This is a genomic window from Faecalibacterium sp. An192, from assembly GCF_002160175.1.
Taxonomy (GTDB): Bacteria; Bacillota; Clostridia; order Oscillospirales; family Ruminococcaceae; genus Faecalibacterium.
Map to the genome: position 1 here is coordinate 1 of NZ_NFKB01000011.1, position 15,830 is coordinate 15,830.

Sequence of the window (15,830 nt, forward strand, 5' to 3'; positions counted from 1 at the left end):
CCCTCAGCGGAAGTCCCCCATCCGGCCCTGCGGGCCGCCTTCCCCCTTGGGGAAGGGCGTACCAGAACGCCCCGGCCCGCCCGGCGGCCCCGGAAGGTACCGCACGGTTCAGCGGAGTCCCCCCTCCGTCGCCTTCGGCGACAGCTCCCCCGCTGGGGGAGCCTGCATCCCAAAGGCGCCCGGCAGAGTCGGGTGGATTTCAAAAAACAAAAAATATTTTTCCTTTTTTGGCGCCCGCGCAAGCGGGCGCTTTTCGTTTGGGGAAAGGCCGGACAACAAAAAATCCCCGGCCCAGAGGGTCGGGGATGAAAGACAGGAAAAGCGTTATTCGGTGGCCAGAACGTCCTTGTAGAACTGGTTCATTTCCTCCTCGGTGGAGAAGGTGGCTACATACATCTGGTTGCCCATGGCGTCGGCCAGCGCGGCAGGAATGCGGTCCACCATCCGCATGTTGTTCTGGTAGCGCTGCATGATCTGCTCGTGGCTCAGGGCAAAGGGCTTGCCGTCCCGGCGGCCGGCGTAGGCGCAGTAGAAGTGCTGGCCCACCGGCATGTCGGTGCCGCCGAAGGCCACCATGTCCGCCCAGATCTTGTAGACGTTGGTGGAACGGGCAAAGTTGATCATGTCGGGGGTAAAGCCGCCGCAGGGCCGCATGTTGACCTCCAGGGCCACAATCTTGCCCTTTTCGCCCATGCTGGCCTGGTCCTCGGTCATGCGGAAGAACTCAAAATGGACAAACCGGCTCTTGACGCCGAAGCTCTTGACCGCGGCCCGGCCGGCGGCGCGGGTGTCGTCGGGCAGGTCCTTCACAATGTAGTAGATGGAGTTGTCGTTGTTGTTGACGATGTCCATGATGGACATGGGAGTCACGTTGCCCGCCTCAAAGATGGGATTGCCGTGGGCGTCGATGATGGCGTCGTAGCTGTTCACCTCGGCGTGGACAAACTCCTCCATGATGTAGGGCGCAAAGGGATGGGCGGCGTACTTGTAGGCCAGGAACTCCTGCAGCTCCCGGTCGGAGGACAGCTTGTAGGTGTCGGAAGCGCCCACGCCGTTGTCCGGCTTGACCACCACAGGATAGCCCACCTCGTCGATGAACTTGCGGCAGCTCTCAAAGTTGTCCACCATGTGATACCGGGCGGTGGTGATGCCGGCCTTCTGGTAGAAGGGCTTCATCTTGCTCTTGTACTTGATGCGGGGAATGTCCTCCAGATGGAAGCCGGTATTGATGTTGAAGTCGGTGCGCAGCCGGGCATCCTGCTCCAGCCAGTACTCGTTGTTGGACTCCAGCCAGTCAATCTTGCCGTACTTGAAGGCAAAGAAGGCCACGGCGCGGTAGACCTCGTCGTAGTTCTCCAGGCTGCCCACCTTGTAGTACTCGTTCAGGCTCTCCTTCAGCTCGGGCATCAGTTCGTCGTAGGGCTGGTCGCCGATGCCCAGAACGTTCATCCCGTTGTTCTGCAGCTCATGGCAGAACTGCCAGTAATTGGTGGGGAAATTGGGGGAAATGAAGATGAAATTTTTCATATGGATTCCTCTTTTCACAGTTCAGAACGGCCGGACCCCGGCCGGGGGCGATGTCGGAAAATACCGTTCCCGCCAGGGACGGAAACGGCCGGGCGCCGCAGCCCGTGCCGCCGGACCAGCCGGTCCGTCAGCCCAGCAGATGGGGCATGTAGTAGATCACCTGCTTGTACCACCAGGGCCAGTCGTGGCAGACGTCGCTGCCCCAGATGTCCACCCAGACGGGGATGCCCTTCTGCTCGAAGATCTCCTTCATCCGCCAGGTGGTGGCGGGCTGCTCCCAGTCGCCCTGGCCGCAGCAGACCACCGCCTTTTTGGAGCGGTAATAGTCCATGAAGGGGTGATCGGTGGGGAAATTGGCCATGTAGTCCACCGGCGAATTGCGGTAGACCACGTCGTCCATATACCCGTCGAAGCCGTAGCTGGCGGTGTAGATGCCGCTGAGGGCCAGGCACCCGTCGAACAGGTCGGGGTGGCGCAGGTAGAGGTTGAGGACGTGGGTGGCGCCCAGGCTGCACCCAAAGGGGATGATGCCGGGCAGGCTGTCCCAGCCGTTCCGCTCGCAGGCGATCCGCTGCAGCATGGGGCAGGCCTCCTGGACGATGTAGTCCAGCCACTGCTCATAGCGGCGAATCCGCCAATAGGGGTCCCCGGTCTTGTCCGACCAGGTCTCCTTGTCCATGGTGTCGATGGACAGGACCATCAGCTGGCCCGACTCAATCCAGGGGGCCAGGGTGCCGGCCATGTGGTAATTCTCAAAGTCGAAGAACCGCCCGTCCTGGCAGGGGATGAACAGCATGGGCCGCCCGGCATGGCCGTACAGCTTGCACTCCATCTCCCGCCCCAGGGCGGGGCTGTATTCCTTGAAATATTGCGTCTCCATTGCTGCCTCCTTAGACGTCGAGACCGTAGAACAGGGTCTCCATCACGAAGGGGAGCTGCCGCTCCCAACTGGCTTCGCTGTGGGTGCCGCCCGGCACAATCCGCTGGGTCAGATGCACCCCGCGGTTCATGACCTTGGTGCCAAAGGAACCAAAGTCCCGCCGCATGGTCTTATGATTTCCCATTTCCTCCGAGCCGTAGTCCATATACAGGATGGTGTCGGGCCGGATCTTGGCCCGGGTCACCAGGGCCTTGAGCTTGTCGGGAGCCACCCAGATGGAGGGCGACAGGGCCGCCGCCCGGCTGTACACGTCGTTGTACTTGAACAGGGCGTACAGGCTCATGAGGCCGCCCATGGAACTGCCTGCGATGAAGGTGTGTTCCCGGTCGGGCAGGGTGCGGCATTCGCTGTCCACAAAGGCCTTGAATTCCTGGATGAACCACCCCATGGTGTCATCCCCGTGGCCCTCAAACCGGCCCAGCTCCTTTTCCTCAAAGCGATAGGGGGAATATTCGTCCAGGCGCTCGTAGTGTTCCCCGGTGTTGCACTCCAGGGCCGCCACAATCAGGGGCACCCGGTTTTCGTCCAGAAACCGCTCCATCCCCCAGCTCTTGCCGTAGGTGGCGTCGGAATCCCAAAAGACATTCTGCCCGTCGAACATATACAGCACCGGATACCGGCGGTCCGGCTCCTGGTCATAGTCCACCGGCAGATAGAGATAGGCGGCACGTTCTTCCTCCCCGTTGACTGCGGGATAAGGCACGCTCCATTTTCTGACCATGGTTCATTCCTCTCTGGGCGGGCCGCTGCATCCGTCAGAAGCCGCTGCGGCCCTTCCCCACGCCCCGGCCTCCGGCCGCAGGCGTGTACATATAGTTTATCACAGTAAAGCAAAGTAGTAAAGGCTTTCTGCACCAAAAAACTCCCGCCGGACTTGCGGGGCGGGAGTTCTTTCTATCAGCAGACTGCGCTTAGTAGACCTTTTCCACGGGGACGATCCAGCCCTTGGTGTCGGGCAGGCGGCCCCACTGCATACCGGTCATGGTGTCGTACAGTTTCTGGGTGACGGGGCCGATCTTGCCGTCGCCGATGTAGGCGTGCTCGCCCTTCCAGACCAGTTCCTTGACGGGAGAAACCACGGCGGCGGTGCCGGTGCCGAAGACTTCCTCCAGCTTGCCCTCCTGGGCGGCCTTCATGACGTCGGCGATGGCCAGCTTGCCCTCGATGACCTCATAGCCCCAGTCCTTCAGCAGCTCGATGCAGCTGCGGCGGGTGACGCCGGGCAGAACGGTGCCCACGGTGGCGGCGGTGTAGACCTTGCCGTCGATCTTGAACATGATGTTCATGCTGCCGACTTCCTCGACGTACTTCTTCTCGACGCCGTCCAGCCACAGAACCTGAGCATAGCCCTGCTCCTCGGCCAGCTCGCCGGCCTTGATGGAGGCGGCGTAGTTGCCGCCGCACTTGGTGAAGCCGGTCAGGCCGGGTGCGGCGCGGATGTAGTCATCCTCCACGTAAATCCGCACCGGGTTGATGCCCTCGGCGTAGTAGGCGCCGGAGGGAGAGCAGATGATGCAGAAGGTGTAGTGATGGGAAGCGTGGACGCCCAGGCCCACGTCGGTGGCAAAGACAAAGGGACGGATATACAGCGAAGCGCCGTCGGCATGGGGCACCCAGTCGCGGTCCACATCCACGATGGCCTTGACAGCCTGGATGTAGTCCTCCTCGGGGATGGTGGGGATGCACAGACGGTCAGCCGAATCCTGCATCCGCTTGGCGTTGCAGTCGGGGCGGAACAGCTGAATGGTGCCGTCGGCGGTGCGGTAGGCCTTCATGCCCTCAAAAATCTCCTGGGCGTAGTGCAGGACGGTGGTGGCAGGGTCGATCTGGAAGGGACCATAGGGCACAATCCGCGCGTCGTGCCAGCCCTGACCGGCGGTGTAGTCCATCACAAACATATGATCACTGAAGATCTTGCCGAAGCCCAGCTTCGACTCATCCTGCGGCTTGGCCTTAGGAGAGGCGGTACGGGTGATTTTGATATCCAACATGATGTTCCCTCTTTTCTCACTCTTGCACGAAACGCGCCCGGGCCCACCGCCCTTGCCGCTTTCGCCAAATGTTAGTTCTTATTATAATAACAAGTGAAAAATTTACAAGAGGGACGGCATATATTTTCATCTTAGGGTGATGTAAGTTGCGCGGGATTGTGCTATAATAGCACTGGGTTTCGGGGCCGCTGCAAAGCGGCTTCCAGGGCCTCATTTCGCGCAGCTGCGGCCAAAACGCCGTCCCGTCCCGCCGGTGAGGCGGCCCGGTGCAAAAGCTGTTCCACGCAACAAACAACAAAGGATGACTGTATGATACAAGGTGTTCTTTTCGATATGGACGGCCTGATGTTCGACACCGAACCGCTGTGGGGCGAGTCCTGGGCGCCGGCGCTGGAAGTGTTCGGCCTGCCCTTCAAAACCGGCCTGGATCAGGCGGCCCGGGGCGCCGCAGGGGAAAACCTGCGGGCGGTGCTGCGGAGCTATTACGGCCCCGACTGCCCCGCCGAGGCCATCATCCAGACCTTTGACCGGATCGCCCACGAGAAATTCCTGGCGCCGGTGCCCAAGAAGCCGGGCCTGGATGAGCTGATGGACTGGCTGGACGCCCAGGGGATTCCCATGGCCGTGGTGTCCTCCAGCGGGGCGGACGTCATCCGCCGCAACCTGGACAACTGGAATCTGACGTCCCGGTTCCGGGCTCTGGTGTCGGGAGAGATGGTCACCCGCTCCAAGCCCGACCCCGAGGCCTTCCTGCTGGGAGCCAGGGCGCTGGGTGTGGAGCCGGCCTCCTGCCTGGTGCTGGAGGACAGCCACAACGGCGTCCGGGCCGGCGCAGCCGGCGGCTTTGTCACCGTCATGGTCCCCGACCTGATGCCCGCCGACCAGGAGATGCAGAGCCTCTACACCATGAAGTGCGACAGCCTCTGCGAGGTGCTGGACAAGCTCAAGGCAGGTGAACTGTAATACAATGGGGAATATTCGCGCTGCATTTTTCGATATTGACGGCACCCTGCTGAGTTTTGCCACCCATCAGGTGCCCCCTTCCACCCTGCGGGCCCTGAAAGGGATGAAGGCCGCCGGCATCAAGCTGTTCATTGCCAGCGGGCGGCCTCCCTTCTACATGAAAGGGATGGAGGAAACTCTGGGTGTGCCCTTTGACGGCTATGTGCTGACCAACGGCCAGTGCTGCACCGACGGGGACCTGAACCCCTTCTACATCCAGGCCCTGCCCAAGGAGTCGGTGCCTGCCCTGCTGCGGTGGCTGGAAGCTCACCCCGACACCCTCTGCGCCTTCTGCGAGGACGAATACGTCTACCTGAACCGCCCGGCGGATCTGGTGGAGAAACGGTGCGAGGACGCCCATCTGAACCCGCCCCGGCACCCGGTGGGCGACCCGGCCCGGGCTCTGACCCATACCACCTATCAGCTGAATCTGTACATGCCCCCCGAGATGGACGCCCCCTTTGCCGAGGCGGTGCCGGGCTATCGGGCGGTGCGGTGGAACCCGGTTTTTGCGGATGTGATCCCCGCCGACGGCGGCAAGGCCGAGGGCCTGGCCCGGATGATGGCCCGCCACGGCCTCACCGCCGACCAGTGCATCGCCTTTGGAGACGGCGGCAACGATATTGAGATGCTGCGGGCCGCCGGTACCGGCGTGGCCATGGGCAACGCCTCCCCCACCGTCCAGGCGGCCGCCGACTACGTCACCGATACGGTGGACCGGGACGGCATCTGGAAGGCTGCGGTGCATTTCGGACTGATTCAGGAATAATTCCTGAAAAGTGATGCAGTCACAGACAAACGGCAGAAAATCGGGTATACTAGGACCATCGAAAGCGAGATGCTTCGAAACCAAAAACCAAACGAAACGGCCGCGCCGTGCGGCCCCCACGATACAACAAAGACAAACCAAAAAGGAGAGATTACCATGAAAGAGTTGAAGTTCTACGTTTGCAGCCACTGCGGCAACCTGGTCGAGATGATCCACAGCTCGGGCGTTCCCATGATCTGCTGCGGCGAGGCCATGAAGGAACTGGTCCCCAACACCGTGGACGCTGCCGGTGAGAAGCACAAGCCGGTGGTCACCGTGGACGGCAGCACCGTCGCCGTGGTGGTCGGCTCTGTGGCACACCCCATGACCGACGCTCACCTGATCCAGTGGGTGGTCCTGGAGACCGAGCAGGGCGTCCAGCGCAAGGAGCTGGCTGCCAACGCCGAGCCCAAGGCTGTCTTCACCCTGGCCGAGGGTGACAAGGCTGTGGCAGCTTACGCCTACTGCAACCTGCACGGCCTGTGGAAGACCGAGGTCTGATTCCCCCTCTGACCGGATCTGACATCCAGACATAGCATCGCCCCCGCCCGGACCTGGCGCTCAGCCAGCCGGACGGGGGCGATTTTTGCTTTGCCGAAAAAGCAAAAAAGGAGTTCGAAAAAGGAATCGTGAATCGCAAACAGAAAATCCCTCAGCCCCGGACCATCTTGCCCAGAGCGTTGCGGGGAAGGGGCTGGTCGGTGAATTCCACCGACGTAATCCGCTTGTAGAGAGGCAGAGACCGGTTGGTCTGGGTCACAAAGGCCCGCACCTCGTCCCGGACGGCCTCCCGGCAGGAAATCCGGGCGCAGATTTTGCCGTCCTTCTGCTCCACCAGAACCTCCCGCACCGCGGGGTTCCGGCTCAGCAGAGTTTCCAGCTCCTCGGGGCTGACGTTTTCCCCGCTGGGCAGAATCATCAGGTTGTTTTTCCGCCCGGTGAGGTAGATATAGCCGTCGGCGTCGATGCGGGCCAGGTCTCCGGTGTGGAACCATCCGTCCCGCAGCACCGCCGCCGTTCCCTCGGGGTCTTTGTAGTAGCCCAGCATGACGGCGTCGCCCTTCATGCACAGCTCGCCGTCCTCCAGACGGTATTCCATGTCCGGGTCCCGCAGGCCCACCGAGGACAGATGGGCGGCGTCCTGGGCGCTGTTCCAGCCGCCGTCCCCCACCGTCTCGGTGAGGCCGTAGGTCTGGATGATGGTAAAGCCCTGGGCGATGAGGTCGGCCAGCATCTGGGGGTCGTACATGGCGGCCCCGCAGGTGAACAGGCGCAGCTTGCCCAGGCGGGCCCGCTTCCCTTTCATCACATCGTGGTGGATGGATTTCAGGAGGGTGGGCACCACCGCCATGGCGTCGCTGGGCATGGCGGCCAGGTCCCGGTAAAAGCGCCGCAGATCGGTGCAGAAGTGCACCGCGTTCCCGCTGATGCTCCAGGAAATCAGGCTGGTGAGGGCCGCGATGTGGAACAGGGGCAGGACGCTGAAAGCGGCGAACTGGTAATCCTCCGGCAGGCCAAACTGGTGCCGGACGGTCTCAAAAGGCTCGGTAAACAGCCGCATGGGGGCAAAGAGGTTGCGCTGGCTCAGCATAACCCCCTTGCTGCGGCCGGTGGTGTCGGAAGTGAAAACGATCAGGGCCAGAGCGTCCTGGTCGGGGCATTCGGTCAGCTCGGCCAGCTCGGTGCAGCCTGCAAAGGCGTGGATGTCCAGCACCGTGCCCTTATAGTCTGCAAAGGCCGGCTCCCGGTCGGAATAGACGCCGTCTGCCAGCAGGCAGTCCACATCGGCCCGGGCCAGCTCATCCGACAGCTGGGCCCAGCTCTTTTCGATGTTCAGGGGGACGGCCACCGCCCCCGCCAGAATGCACCCGAAGATGGCCACCCCGTAGGCGTAGCCGCTGCGGGCCAGCAGGCCGATGTGACGGCCCTGCACGTCGGGCAGGCTCCGCCGCAGATAACCCACCATCCGGCGGATGTCGGCGGCATAGTCCCGGTAGGTGACCTCACGGACCCCGCCGGCTTCCTCGTCGTACCACCGGACCGCCACCCGCTGGGGCCAGGCGGACTCCATGTTGATGACGTTCTGATAGACGGTGGAGATCCAGAAAGTCTGGTCCAGAGACTGCTCCATGGCCTCCCGGGCCCGGGCGGAATCCCGGGCCTCGAAGGCCGCCAGAATCTCCCGGTACCAGTGGAGGGCCACCGGCACGCTCTGGCGCCGGGCGTTCTGCCGGTAGGAGGACTGGATGGCGTCGTCGATGATCTGGTAGATCTGCTGCATCATGTTGCTGCGGGTCAGCCGGGCCAGCATGCAGTGGAACCGGCTGTCCAGCCGGGCAAAGGCAGCCAGATCCGCCTCGGACCGCTCCATCTGGTCCAGCAGCTCCCGCAGCTGGGCGATTTCGCCGTCGGTGGCCCGGCGGCAGGCGATCTCACAGATGGGCCCCTCCACCATCCGGCGGAAGGTCAGGATGTCCTTCAGGGTTTCCCGGCCCAGATACAGCATGGGCACCAGCTGGTTCAGGGCGGCCCCGGCCTCGGGACCCCGGATAAAGGAGCCCTCGCCGAAGCGGGTTTCCAGCAGGCCCAGACCGCTGAGCTTCTGCAGCGCGTTGCGGACGGTCACCCGGCTTACTCCGAACTGGGCGGCCAGTTCGTTTTCGGAGGGCAGTTTGTCGCCGGGTTTCCAGCTGCCGGACAGAATCTGCTGGCGCAGCTGGTCAAAAACCTGCTGGCTGACGCTGCTCTTTACCACTTTTTGAATCGCCATCGTCGGATGCTCCTTTGTTCCATAATACACTCTTATTGTAGCATCCGGCCGGCGGTTTTACAATCCGGCTTTCACTTTTTGGCTTCGGAGTGGCCTGCGGCGGCGATCTTGTTGCCGATGGAGGCGAACAGCAGAGAACCGCCCAGAATGACGGCGCCGCCCACCCAGAAGGTGATCAGCTGAGAGCCGATGATGGCGGGGGTGATCTCCTCAAAGTTGACGGTGGCCACCGTCAGATAGGCAAAGGCCACGTTGTTGCAGACCACGGGGCAGACGGTGCCGCCCAGGATGATGACGGTGAGGATGACGCCGATGCTGAGGGCGAATGCACCCAGCAGGCCCATGTAGGGAGCCAGGCCGAAGGTGCCGGCATAGAGGGCCAGCGCTGCCACCAGACCCAGGGTGCCGCCGGCGAAAATCATGGGAATGTTCTTCATGTCTGCGCCCAGGGCGAAGAAGAAGATGGTGACGAAGTACAGGGGCCAGCCGGCAATGCCCAGGGCGACGGCGGCCACGTTGACAATGAAGATCCAGACCAGCACGCTGGCGGTCACGATGACGTGATGACGGTCAGGTTTTTGGAAAATGGACATAAGGCTCCTCCTATGGATGCACAGCCGCCCACCATCGGGCGCCGCATGCAGGTTTTTCTCGGTCTACCTGTAATACAGGTACTCCAACAGGATACCATGTATACCTTCCGGTGTCAATCCTTTCCCCAGATTTTTACCGCCCGGGCGAAAAAAGGTTGTTTTCTCCCCTGCCCGGCGTCCGGCGCCCCGGAAAAAGGGGCGGTTTGGGGCCGGCGGCCGGGGAGTTTTGTGACTGGCTCACCATACGGCCCCCTGCCCGGGCAAAAATCGGGAAAAGCCCTTGCCCTTTGCCCCGGGATGTGCTTATAATGGGCGTAGAAAGAAGGCATTTTCCATGTGGTTTTTCTTCGCATTGGGGTCGGCAGTGTTTGCGGCCCTGACCTCCATCCTGGCAAAAGTCGGCATCGAAGGGGTGAACTCCACCCTGGCCACCGCCGTCCGCACCGGCGTGGTGCTGGTGATGTCCTGGGGCATGGTGTTCCTCACCAATACCCAGGGCGGCCTGAAGGACATCAGCCCCCGCAGCTGGATGTTCCTGGTTTTGTCCGGCCTGGCCACCGGCGCGTCCTGGCTGTGCTATTACCATGCCCTCCAGATCGGCGACGCGTCCATGGTGGTGCCGGTGGACAAACTCAGCGTGGTGATTACCCTGGTGCTGGCCTTTGTGTTTCTGCACGAGCCCTTCACCGCCAAGTCCCTGGTGGGCTGCATCCTCATCACCGCAGGCACCCTCTACATGGTCCTGTAATAACGGCATGAAAACACAAACCGCCCCCGCTGCCATAAGGCACAGCGGGGGCGGTTGTACTGTTTTGGGTGGGGTTGGCTGTTATTCTGCGCACTCCGGTGCAGCACCGGCATCGGGCGCAGCGGCGGGCTCCTCGGGCCTGGCCTGCCGGATGGGGGCGGCGGCCTTGGTGGCGGGCAGCTGCAGCTCGGGCATCAGCTCATCGTTGATGATGGTCAGCATTTCTTCCATTTTGGCCACATCTTCGGGTGAGAACCGTTCCCGCACCCGCTCGATGACGGTGTGCAGGTAGGAGTAACTGATGCTGTAGTAGTCGATGTACTTCTGGGTGGGGCGCAGATGATACTCCCGCCGGTCGGTGGTGGATTGGATCTTTTCCACGTAGCCCTTGCGGACCAGGCTGCCGATCTTATAGGCGGCGTTGGGGGTGGAAATCTGCATCATGCGCGAAAACTCGGCGATGGTTGGTTCGCCCAGGGCCATGATGCCCTCCATGCAGAAGGATTCCACAGTAGTGAGCGTGGCTTCCCGCGTGGCGAACCGATGAAATACCTTTTGGTAAAAGTGAAGCTTGAACTTGGTATAGACGGCCTGGAACGCGTCCTCCAGCATGGGTTTGCCCCCTTTCTGAGCGTATCTAAAGACAGTATATCATATTTTCGACCGGAGGGAAAGACCCTGCATGAGGAAAGTATGACCGCCGGCGGAATATTTACCCCGCCGCAAAGCCCACGGTGGTGGGCATACCCTGCCAGGAAGTGCCGTCGGCCCGATAAAAATGCCGCTGGGCCGACCCGTCGGCCAGGAGATAATCCACCGCAAAGACCTCCCCCTGCTGGACCGGCCAGGGGAAGTTATTGTAAGGCAGCACATCCCCTATGAGGGGCAGGGCCTGGACGTCCTCATAGGCGTCCTGAATCAGCCAGAAGGTCCGGGACTGGTACTGCGGCATCCGGCCGGACAGGTCCTGCACCGCCAGACAGAGGGCGGAATACTCCTTCCCGCCCAGCGTGACGGCGGAAGTCAGGCCGGCGGTGGTGTAGTCCACCCCGGCGGTCAGATTCCGGGCCAGAAGGTTTTCTCCGTAGACCTGCCGCAGCTGGTTGGCCAGACAGGGCACTGTCCCGGTGGAAAGATCGTTCTGATAGATGTCCGAATGGGCCGACCCGGTGATGACCATGACGCTGGTGCCGGCGGGCAGGGCGTCAAAGGCTTCCTTGAAGTTGAGCACCATCTGGTTTTCCCGGTAGGCGCCGTCCAGGGTCTGGTAATAGGTTTTGCCCTGGCCGATGATTTTCTGGGTCAGGTCCCAGTCGGATGAGCCCATCTGGCCGGTGAGCATCAGGCCCATCAGATACCGGCGGCCGGTGGTGTCGTACTGGTGGCCCACGTCAAAGCCGTGGAACACCGTCTCGGGGCATTCCGCCTTGATGGCCTGGTAAAAATCCCAGGTGGCCTGGCTGTTGCCGGCGGTTCCCTCGGTGTCCTCGTACAGGCGGGTGAGGATGGCGTCATCCTCCGCCTTGATCCACAGGTTCATAAAGGCGGCCGTATAGGAGGGCACCTCGATGAACAGGTCCCGCATCCCCTGGTTGTGATAAAAGTCTTTCCAGGCGGCCAGCTCCTGATCCAGATGGGCCTGGGTGGAGTGGTTTTCGCCGTAGAGATAGATCTTCCCTGTCCCCTGCTGAGCTGAAGCCGGCACGGCGGCCAGGGTCAGCAGCAGAAAGCAGAGGGCGAACAGTCCTGCAAATGCCTTTTTCATGGTGAAACGGAACCTCCTTTCCAATGGGAAAACCTCCCCGCCCGCATGAAGGGGCGGCGCGCCGGGCACCCTAACCCCACATCCACCGAAAGGGGGCGTATTGCCGCGCCGGATTACAGAGAGCTTTACTTTGAAATGTTCCGGGCCAGCGAGGCGGCCATCCGCCTGCTGCAGCAGGCCCAGGCCCGGGCCGAAGAGGCCTATCTGGCGGCCCAGCCGCCGCCGCTGGAACTTCCCGACGACCCGCCCGAAGACCGCCGGGCCGGGCCGCCCTGCTGAAGGTCAGCCCCGCTTGGCCTGGGCCTTGGCGAAGAACTTGGCGTCGTCGATGACAAACCGCTGATGCACCCCGTGGCCCACCGGGCCCTTTTCGTCCCGCATGGTCACCGAGAAGGTCAGCTTCCGGCCGTCCACCGCGATCAGCTCGCTTTCACAGGTGACGGTCATTCCCACCGGGGTGGGGGCGGTGTGCTCCAGCGACAGCTGGGTGCCCACCGTGCCGCAGCCCGGGTCCAGCTGGGGGGCTACGCTCTCCCAGCAGGTCTTTTCCGCCAGGGCCGCCAGGGCCGGGGTGGCGAATACCTCCAGGGTCCCGCTGCCCATGGCGCGGGCGGTGTTTTCAGGGGTGACGGCCACAGATGCCTGGCCGCGGATTCCAGCTTCCAACATGATGTATTTCCTCCTTGCAGGGGCCGGGCCTTTGGGGCTGCGGCCCTGATTTTTTTATCTGTCTTAAGAATACCACATTTTGGGCCCCGGCGCACCTGTTTTTGACCGCTTTTTCCAGGGAATTCCTGGCGGAGCGGAGTTTGTCAGAACATACGTGATTTTTTTATCATTTCCCTCTTGACTTCCCGCGGCGCGGTGCTATAATGAACACATGAACAGATGCTCATATATTGAGGACAAAGGAGGATGCAAGATGGAACAGCAGGCCAAGACCACAGCCGAGGGGATGCCGGACGACGAGATTCTGTACGAGCTGGCGGACCTGTTCCGGGTGTTCGGCGACTCGACCCGGATCAAAATTCTGTATGCGCTCCACGACCAGGAGCTGTGCGTGCAGGATATTGCCGCGGCGGTGGCCCTGAGCCAGTCGGCGGTGAGCCATCAGCTGCGGGTGCTGAAGGACTCCAAGCTGGTGCGCTTTCGCCGGGAGGGCAAGACCGTCTATTACGCGCTGGACGACGACCATGTGCGGAGCATTCTCTCCCTCGGGATGGAGCACATCGAAGAATGACACCAAGCGGATGGAAAGGACTGGTACATCATGAAAAAGACCTATAAGATCGACGTGGACTGCGCCAACTGCGCCAACAAGATGGAGGCCGCCGCCCAGAAAACCCCCGGCGTCAAGAACGCCACCGTCAACTTCATGACCCTCAAGATGAGCGTGGAGTTTGAGGAGGGCCAGGACCCCAAGGCTGTGATGCCCCAGGTGCTGGCCAACTGCAAAAAGGTGGAGAGCGACTGCGAGATCTTCGGGATCTGAGAAGCGGTTTTCCACAGAACCGGGGGGTAAAAGCGGCAGTTTTCCACTTTTTCCACCGGTTTTTCCACGGTTTTTGAGGAAAACTTCAAAAATAACGAGAAAAAGTGGTTTTTGCTCCACAGATTTCTGGGGAAAACCTGTGGAATCTGTGGACAAACGCCGCCCTGTGTCGAAATGGTGTGGAAAAACAGGGCCGGACAGCCTGTAAAAGGAGGCTTTTGTGATATGAACGCCAAGCAAAAGAAGATGCTGTACCGGATCATCGCGGCGGCGGTGCTGCTGGTTGTGCTGCAGCTGCTGCCGGCGACGCCGGTGCCGGTGGGGGTGCTGTATCTGGTTCCCTATCTGGTGGTGGGCGGGGACGTCCTGCGCAAGGCCATCAAGGGCATCCAGAACCGCCAGCCCTTTGACGAATGCTTCCTGATGGCAGTGGCCACCGTGGGCGCCTTCGCCCTGGGGGAGTACGTGGAAGGCTGCGCCGTCATGCTGTTCTATCAGGTGGGCGAACTGTTCCAGGCGGTGGCCGTGGGCAAGAGCCGCCGGAGCATTGCGGCCCTGATGGATATTCGGCCCGACTACGCCAACCTGGAACAGCCCGACGGCACCCTGGAACAGGTGGACCCCGACGAAGTGGAGGTTGGGTCGGTGATTGTGGTCCAGCCCGGCGAGCGGGTGCCCATTGACGGCGTGGTGGTGGAGGGCACCTCCACCCTGAACACCGCGGCCCTCACCGGCGAGAGCCTGCCCCGGGACGCCAAAGCCGGGGATGATGTGATTTCGGGCTGTGTCAACCTCAGCGGCGTGCTGCGGGTCCGCACCACCCGGGAGTTTGGGGAGTCCACCGTTTCCCGGATTCTGGACCTGGTGGAAAACTCCAGCATGAAGAAGGCCCGCACCGAGAACTTCATCACCCGGTTTGCCCGGGTGTACACCCCGGCGGTCTGCTACAGCGCCCTGGCCCTGGCGGTGCTGCCGCCTCTGGTGCTGATGCTGCTGGGCCAGCCCGCCCGGTTTGGGGACTGGGTCTACCGGGCCCTCACCTTCCTGGTTATCTCCTGCCCCTGCGCCCTGGTCATCTCGATTCCCCTGAGCTTTTTCGGGGGCATCGGCGGGGCCAGCACCTGCGGCATCCTGGTGAAGGGCTCCACCTATCTGGAAGAGCTGTCCCGCACCAAAATCGTGGTCTTTGACAAGACCGGCACCCTGACCCGGGGCGTCTTTGAAGTCACTGGGGTCTACCCTGCCGACGGCGGGGACCGGGACTCCCTGCTGGAGACCGCCGCCCTGGCCGAGAGCTATTCCAAACACCCCATATCCCAGAGCCTGAAACAGGCCTTTGGCAGAGAGCTGGACCCGGCCCGTGTGTCGGACGTGGAGGAGCTGGGCGGCTATGGCATCACCGCCCGGGTGGACGGCCGGAATGTGGCGGTGGGCAATGCCCGCCTGATGGCCAAACTGGGCCTGACCCCCACCCCGCCGGAACAGACCGGCACCGTGATTTATCTGGCCGTCGATGGCGCTTATGCCGGCGCGGTGGTGATTTCGGATGTCCTCAAGCCCACCGCCGCCAAGGCCATTGCGGGCCTGAAACGGGCCGGCGTCCGCCGCACCGTCATGCTCACCGGCGATACCGAGCCGGTGGCCAAATCGGTGGCAAATCAGCTGGGCATCACCGAATACCATGCGGGCCTGCTGCCCGAGGATAAGGTCAACCGGGTGGAATCCCTCCTGGCCGAAAAAGGCCCCCGGGAGAATCTGGCTTTCGTGGGCGACGGCATCAACGACGCGCCGGTGCTGTCCCGGGCGGATCTGGGCATCGCCATGGGCGCTCTGGGCTCGGATGCGGCCATTGAGGCGGCAGACATCGTCCTGATGGACGATGACCCCGCCCGCATCGCCCTGGCCATGGACATTTCCCGCCGCACCGTGCGGATTGTCTATCAGAACATCGTCTTTGCCCTGGCGGTCAAGGCCGCCTGCCTGCTGCTGGGTGCTCTGGGCCTGGCCGGGATGTGGCTGGCCATCTTCGCCGACGTGGGCGTCATGGTGCTGGCCGTCCTCAACGCCACCCGCGCCCTCTATACCCGGGATCTGGTCCGCCGCAACGGCCTGAAATCCTGATCCCCTGCCCCATCCGCATTCTGAAACAACACAGCGCCCCGGAGGCATCCCAAACGGATGTGCCCCGGGGCGC

The 15,830-nt window shown here is 62.2% G+C and carries 17 protein-coding genes; 8 read left to right on the plus strand and 9 right to left on the minus strand.

The genetic code is table 11. From position 1 onward, the window contains the following. Positions 1-324: 324 nt before the first annotated feature. The 4 genes from B5F27_RS05165 to B5F27_RS05180 all read right to left on the minus strand — a co-directional run bounded on the left by B5F27_RS05165 (position 325) and on the right by B5F27_RS05180 (position 4,458). The gene (locus B5F27_RS05165; protein ID WP_087247452.1) at positions 325-1,527 is read right to left on the minus strand and encodes an ATP-grasp domain-containing protein; all 1,203 of its coding nucleotides are present in this window, start codon (positions 1,525-1,527) and stop codon (positions 325-327) included. 127 nt (positions 1,528-1,654) lie between these two features. Next, complete coding sequence (locus B5F27_RS05170; RefSeq protein ID WP_087247454.1) at positions 1,655-2,407, minus strand: alpha/beta hydrolase-fold protein; 753 nt, start codon at positions 2,405-2,407, stop codon at positions 1,655-1,657. Positions 2,408-2,417: 10 nt separating this feature from the next. Then, positions 2,418-3,188 carry an alpha/beta hydrolase-fold protein gene (locus tag B5F27_RS05175; RefSeq protein WP_087365204.1) on the minus strand — a complete coding sequence of 257 codons (771 nt, stop codon included), beginning with the start codon at positions 3,186-3,188 and terminating at the stop codon, positions 2,418-2,420. A gap of 190 nt (positions 3,189-3,378) precedes the next feature. Beyond that, positions 3,379-4,458: a branched-chain amino acid aminotransferase gene (locus tag B5F27_RS05180; protein WP_087247458.1), complete on the minus strand. Its 1,080-nt coding sequence runs from the start codon at positions 4,456-4,458 to the stop codon at positions 3,379-3,381. Positions 4,459-4,767: 309 nt separating this feature from the next. On the opposite strand from B5F27_RS05180, the gene B5F27_RS05185 reads away from it, so the two are divergent. The 3 genes from B5F27_RS05185 (at position 4,768) to B5F27_RS05195 (ending at position 6,769) form a co-directional block, all read left to right on the plus strand. Beyond that, entirely contained in the window at positions 4,768-5,421 is a 654-nt protein-coding gene (locus tag B5F27_RS05185) for an HAD family phosphatase (protein ID WP_087365206.1), read from the plus strand. A gap of 4 nt (positions 5,422-5,425) precedes the next feature. Continuing rightward, positions 5,426-6,229 (plus strand): Cof-type HAD-IIB family hydrolase, encoded by an 804-nt coding sequence (locus B5F27_RS05190; RefSeq protein WP_087365208.1) that lies wholly within the window; start codon positions 5,426-5,428, stop codon positions 6,227-6,229. Positions 6,230-6,385: 156 nt separating this feature from the next. Beyond that, positions 6,386-6,769, plus strand: coding sequence for a desulfoferrodoxin family protein (locus B5F27_RS05195; RefSeq protein WP_343214630.1), 384 nt, complete (start codon positions 6,386-6,388; stop codon positions 6,767-6,769). 151 nt (positions 6,770-6,920) lie between these two features. Here the strand turns inward: B5F27_RS05195 and B5F27_RS05200 are convergent, their stop codons facing one another. Both B5F27_RS05200 and B5F27_RS05205 read right to left on the minus strand, forming a co-directional pair. Beyond that, positions 6,921-9,038 (minus strand): AMP-binding protein, encoded by a 2,118-nt coding sequence (locus B5F27_RS05200; protein ID WP_087365210.1) that lies wholly within the window; start codon positions 9,036-9,038, stop codon positions 6,921-6,923. A 71-nt stretch (positions 9,039-9,109) separates the two neighbouring features. Beyond that, entirely contained in the window at positions 9,110-9,631 is a 522-nt protein-coding gene (locus B5F27_RS05205; RefSeq protein ID WP_087247467.1) for a hypothetical protein, read from the minus strand. A 334-nt stretch (positions 9,632-9,965) separates the two neighbouring features. Between B5F27_RS05205 and B5F27_RS05210 the strand changes: the two genes are divergently transcribed. Continuing rightward, positions 9,966-10,379, plus strand: a complete 414-nt coding sequence (locus B5F27_RS05210) for an EamA family transporter (RefSeq protein WP_087247469.1) — start codon at positions 9,966-9,968, stop codon at positions 10,377-10,379. An 81-nt stretch (positions 10,380-10,460) separates the two neighbouring features. On the opposite strand, the gene B5F27_RS05215 is transcribed toward B5F27_RS05210, so the two are convergent. Next, on the minus strand, positions 10,461-10,991 hold the full coding sequence (locus B5F27_RS05215) for a MarR family transcriptional regulator (RefSeq protein ID WP_087365212.1): 531 nt from the start codon (positions 10,989-10,991) through the stop codon (positions 10,461-10,463). A gap of 100 nt (positions 10,992-11,091) precedes the next feature. Further along, the gene (locus B5F27_RS05220) at positions 11,092-12,144 is read right to left on the minus strand and encodes a hypothetical protein (RefSeq protein WP_087365214.1); all 1,053 of its coding nucleotides are present in this window, start codon (positions 12,142-12,144) and stop codon (positions 11,092-11,094) included. Positions 12,145-12,279: 135 nt separating this feature from the next. Between B5F27_RS05220 and B5F27_RS16765 the strand changes: the two genes are divergently transcribed. Then, positions 12,280-12,423 carry a hypothetical protein gene (locus B5F27_RS16765; protein WP_158098195.1) on the plus strand — a complete coding sequence of 48 codons (144 nt, stop codon included), beginning with the start codon at positions 12,280-12,282 and terminating at the stop codon, positions 12,421-12,423. 3 nt (positions 12,424-12,426) lie between these two features. Here B5F27_RS16765 and B5F27_RS05225 read toward each other — a convergent pair whose 3' ends face one another. Continuing rightward, complete coding sequence (locus B5F27_RS05225) at positions 12,427-12,813, minus strand: thioesterase family protein (RefSeq protein WP_087365216.1); 387 nt, start codon at positions 12,811-12,813, stop codon at positions 12,427-12,429. A 253-nt stretch (positions 12,814-13,066) separates the two neighbouring features. On the opposite strand from B5F27_RS05225, the gene B5F27_RS05230 reads away from it, so the two are divergent. The 3 genes from B5F27_RS05230 (at position 13,067) to B5F27_RS05240 (ending at position 15,757) form a co-directional block, all read left to right on the plus strand. After that, positions 13,067-13,384, plus strand: coding sequence for a metalloregulator ArsR/SmtB family transcription factor (locus tag B5F27_RS05230; protein ID WP_087247477.1), 318 nt, complete (start codon positions 13,067-13,069; stop codon positions 13,382-13,384). Positions 13,385-13,414: 30 nt separating this feature from the next. Beyond that, positions 13,415-13,636, plus strand: a complete 222-nt coding sequence (locus B5F27_RS05235; RefSeq protein ID WP_087247479.1) for a cation transporter — start codon at positions 13,415-13,417, stop codon at positions 13,634-13,636. Between the two features lie 225 nt (positions 13,637-13,861). Further along, positions 13,862-15,757 carry a heavy metal translocating P-type ATPase gene (locus B5F27_RS05240; RefSeq protein WP_087365218.1) on the plus strand — a complete coding sequence of 632 codons (1,896 nt, stop codon included), beginning with the start codon at positions 13,862-13,864 and terminating at the stop codon, positions 15,755-15,757. Positions 15,758-15,830: the final 73 nt, after the last annotated feature.